Source organism: Buttiauxella sp. S19-1 (assembly GCF_022134725.1).
Lineage (GTDB): Bacteria > Pseudomonadota > Gammaproteobacteria > Enterobacterales > Enterobacteriaceae > Buttiauxella > Buttiauxella ferragutiae.
In genome coordinates, this window is record NZ_JAHWLU010000202.1 from 1 (window position 1) to 4,374 (window position 4,374).

3 protein-coding genes are annotated in these 4,374 nt (G+C 45.7%); all 3 read right to left on the reverse strand.

Features of this window, described 5'->3' with window-relative positions:
• Positions 1–44 precede the first annotated feature (44 nt).
• Positions 45–179 carry a hypothetical protein gene (locus MES37_RS24805; RefSeq protein ID WP_255424152.1) on the reverse strand — a complete coding sequence of 45 codons (135 nt, stop codon included), beginning with the start codon at positions 177–179 and terminating at the stop codon, positions 45–47.
• Between the two features lie 372 nt (positions 180–551).
• On the reverse strand, positions 552–2,462 hold the full coding sequence (locus MES37_RS23670) for a BglG family transcription antiterminator (RefSeq protein WP_133521906.1): 1,911 nt from the start codon (positions 2,460–2,462) through the stop codon (positions 552–554).
• Between the two features lie 8 nt (positions 2,463–2,470).
• A partial coding sequence (locus MES37_RS23675; RefSeq protein ID WP_237932756.1) for a glycoside hydrolase family 38 C-terminal domain-containing protein occupies positions 2,471–4,374 on the reverse strand: 1,904 nt, incomplete at its 5' end.

A 4,374-nucleotide genomic window follows, 5' to 3' on the forward strand; every position in this document is an offset into this window, starting at 1 on the left:
CAACCAAAGAGCAAGCAATTTTACTAAATTTCATGGAGATTCCTTTAATTATTAAAATATCCTGTTTGAATAATGTATCCTTCATTCATTATTCCAGTTGATTTACTGAGCCAAATAGCCCCCAACTCCCCAATCCATGCGGAGATATTTTCATCTTCTCGAAAACGATGAATTAACATTTAAAACACCATCTTCTCGATGTTAATAATTTAAATTAATCGCATAGCTAATAACATGTGTAAATCCTTTATCTTGCCTAAGGAATGTCTTATTAAAGACCCGGAAACAACGGCGGGAAATCAGTAAATAATAGTGATTTGTTACTTAAATGGCTTTTATTACAGTAGGTTATTAGTATCTTCTGGATTAAGAAATTTGTTTCAAACTTGTTAAAATCCACCCCATACTACGCTACAGGGTGCCAGGGAGTGCTGGCCTTACCGCCTGACTGCAACTCGAATTATTTAGGGTATAGACGTTAGGAAAGGATACCGGGAGGGATTTTGTAAGCGGCTAAAATGATTATGTATAACATTCTTATTCCGAATGTTTTATAAAAAATATTTTTGTGACAATGCTATAAACTCAGAATAATTTTCACACTGACTTAAATTATCAATAACGTCGTTATCAAGAATATTTGTCAGATAATCATAAATAATCATGCTATCGACAAAAGCATCCTCACTAATGGCTAGCATATAGACCAGTTTAACTTTTTTCCCCACATCCCATTCAATGCCATCAGGAAATATAGCCACCGTCACCATAGTACTTAATGCTACCAGACCTAATGGATGTGGAATGGCGATTTTATCATCCAGCAATGTTGACGCTCGCACTTCTCGTTCAATTACTGAGTCTAAATAATGCTCATCAACTCTTCCTTTTAATTCTAATTGTGAGGAGAGAAAGTTAATCAGCGACTCCTTGGTATGGACGTGGCTTTCAAATACAAAAAAGTGATCCGCAGAAAAATAATTCACCATCGCCGCAGGTGGCGTGTTTTCAGCGGTTAAAAAGTACTTCATGTTTTCTAACTGCCATCTTTCTGGCAACGGAGGCAAATTGATAACACGTTTGTTCTTCTCTTCAATGACTACAAAGCTTATAACAATGCTCTCTTCCACACGGGTCATCGCTTTGTACTGCTCAACCGAAACACACTTTGTCATAGCAATGTTGGGGTACATCCTGATTATTTTCTGGCAGACGATCCGGGTTGAGGCTTCACCTTGATCATTGACGACTAATGCACTGATAGTGTGACCTTCGTCTTTCAGATGAATCTCTTCAAGAATGGCCCCGATATGCATGACGAGATAGCCAATCTCATCATCGCTAATTTTGTTAGAAAAGAAGTGTTCCAGCTCACTAAAAGCAGCCAGCGTCATTTCGTACATCAACGGATAGTGACGCTTAATTTGCTCAATCAACGGGTTGATAATAGTGATGTTATTATTAACGCGTATACGCATGGCCTGAATGTGACTAAGCAGATTCTTGCGTGACAGCTCATCATAACTGACGTCGCAGAACCAGGACGAACTGACATAACTCAAAAAATGGTTCATCACCGCACGCTCGGCGTCGTGCTGCTCATGCTCAAGCGCATTTTCACTCGTCATTGAACAAAACGCGGCGAGGTTCATCGCCATATAATCGATTTCGCTTTGCGCAATGTTAGGTACCGCATCCGCCAGCAGCAGGGGAAGAATATCGCGCGCGACTATTTTTAAGTGCGGTTCGCAAGCGTCAAACTCATAATCCAACAGCCAACTTCCCCGGAGAATGCGTTCACAGGTAATCCCACAAATCAGGGTAAAAAACCGCAAATTGACATCGCTTACCACTAATCCATGGCTAACAAAGTAGTCACTCAGCGCCAGCTTGATGTTGGAAATCTTCGCCAACGAATCAAAGATCCCCTGGTAATCTTCTTCCGCTTCTTTTGAGCGCAGCAGGTTATCGTAAATGCAGCGACGAAACGCTATTTCGCTGCCAGAGAGTTTAAATTTATCGACCCCTCCAGAAACGATACTCAGGTCATAGAGGGCAAAATGACGCTTAAGCAAAGCAATGTCGTTTCTCAAGCTGTAGATACTGATAAACCACGTCGACTCCAACTCCTCAAGCGAGATTTCCGCATCCTGGCGCAATAGCGTCGACAGTAAAGCCCGGCGGCGTTCTGCTGTCGAACGAGTCTCTTTCCAGGGCCTTTGTGACTGTTCAAGCAGCGTTTTATGACCCGCCGGATTGTTAACCTGAATGGAAAAACCTTTCTTACGATGGTGAATGAGACTGTTACCAAACCCGCCAACGATATCATTTAGATCTTTCAGGTCACTGCGGATGGTTCGCGTGGACACATTCATCTCTTTGGCCAAAGAGGTTTGCGTCACATTCCCTTGAGCAATCTGGGTGAAAATATCTCTGATCCGCTTATTGGTAAACAGTCTCATTTCTCTCTTCACACTATTTCTATGTACAACGTCTGCACATCATTAGGGTTTAGCGCCGCCCTTTCCTGTGACGGGGTTTTCTCGTCCAGCAAGACGTAACGAGCATTATTCAGCGCCGGAATGGTGGCTGTGGCATTCAGATTTGGGTTATAGAAGCGGCAAATTAACCCCTCGCCCTCTTCTGCGCATTTCACCACGCTGACCAGTGCATCTTCCGGGCCATCAGGCAGGGCCAGCAGACTGTATTCCTGCGGATATGTGCGTTGTTCATCGCTCAGGCAAAAACGCAGACGGCCATTGAGGAAGTCGCTGTCCTGATAGACCGGAAACGATGTCAGCAACGATTTCGATAGCCGCGCATGCTGTGCCTCGTCAAACGAGCCGCTATAGATACGCCAGCTAAATGCGAAGGACAACGGCCCAGAAAGTTGCGCATCAGGCGTTGCTACGACCGACTCGCCCGACGCACGCCCCGGACGGTAGAGCAGGTTTTCCTTGCCCATGTAACCGAACGAACGGAACAGAGTAACGGAAATGGTATCGAAATTGTCGCCGACGATTTCATATTCACGCACGCCATTGGTATGCAACGAGAAACCATGGTTTTCATCATGCAGGTTCACGTAGCTTTGCATTGGCTCAATGGAAATCGGTTTTTCATGCCAGTTTTCCGCTTCCCACACTTTCAAGGCGTTACTCAGTTGCACCGGGCGCGCAACCACACCAAACAACTGATCCGCATAAGAGACATTTGCCAGTATGTCCGTCGCGAAATGGACGCATAAACGATGACTGAGCACCTGGTTATCCACGTCAACTGTAAAGCGGATTATGTCGTCATACTGCAGAGTCACATGCACCGCGACTTTCATTGTAGAGGTGGCGATGCCCTGCGCCCGCTCTTCGAGGTTGCCAGGAACTTTAAGTACATAATCAAGTAACAACGACTGATTCAGGCCATTATTCTCCCGGCGAGCTGAAACCAGGCAACCTTCGGAGGTAACAATCAAGTCACCACGCGGCGGCGAATAGTTGTAGGAATCTCCATCATCGCCATTTTCCACCAACAGCATCTGGCGCTCATAGCGTTTACCGGTGGTTTTATGGTTGATGGTGAGCAACCCGTTCTCTTCCACTTCCATGCGATAAAATGCGTTCTCGATGACCAGCATATTATCCGTGACCCGCTTACTTGCCCCATCAGCATCAAAATCAAGATGCCAGCGGGTATAACCGAGAGCAGGTAAGTCACTGCTGTTCACCGTCACTTTAGTGCGATAAACCTTCTCCGGTTTATGGTATGGCTTGCCAGGATTAAGTCGAATGGTCTGGTTCAATACGTAACTGGTCAAATCGGTCTGTTCTTCAATCACATAGGGCAATGCATTGCCCGCCGAATCGCGCAGGGTGAATGGGATACCCGGCAACCATGCCTCGAAGGTCACCTGTGGCGCGGCTGTATTAGTTAGCGGGTTGAATACAGTGAACGTGTAATCGTGCTCGCGCTGGGTACGAATGGCAATTAATCGGCTATGCAGCTCCAGCAAATTGATGGCTAAATCGCGAGCCTGCTTATAGCGGAAGAAAATATCCTGATTAGTATCGTCGCTGTTACAACCGCCGATGCTGTCATGGGCGGCGTTATAAAACATCAGTTTCCAAATATCAGCGATGATTTTTGACGGATATGCATGCCCAAGGCTGCGGCTAATTGCCAGTACTGGCTCAAGTGTATTCACCAACAGCGATTCAATCTCGTTATTGAGTAACTTCAGATCGGCCCGGCATGAGAAAATCGTCTTGTGCACGCGGGAGTGTTTGCCCTCAGTCAGCTCGCCCTGGAGTATCCGCACATCGTTTGCAGACTCTTTTTCCAGCGCCTCCAGGAAGTCCAGAGGGCTACTTATCTGGT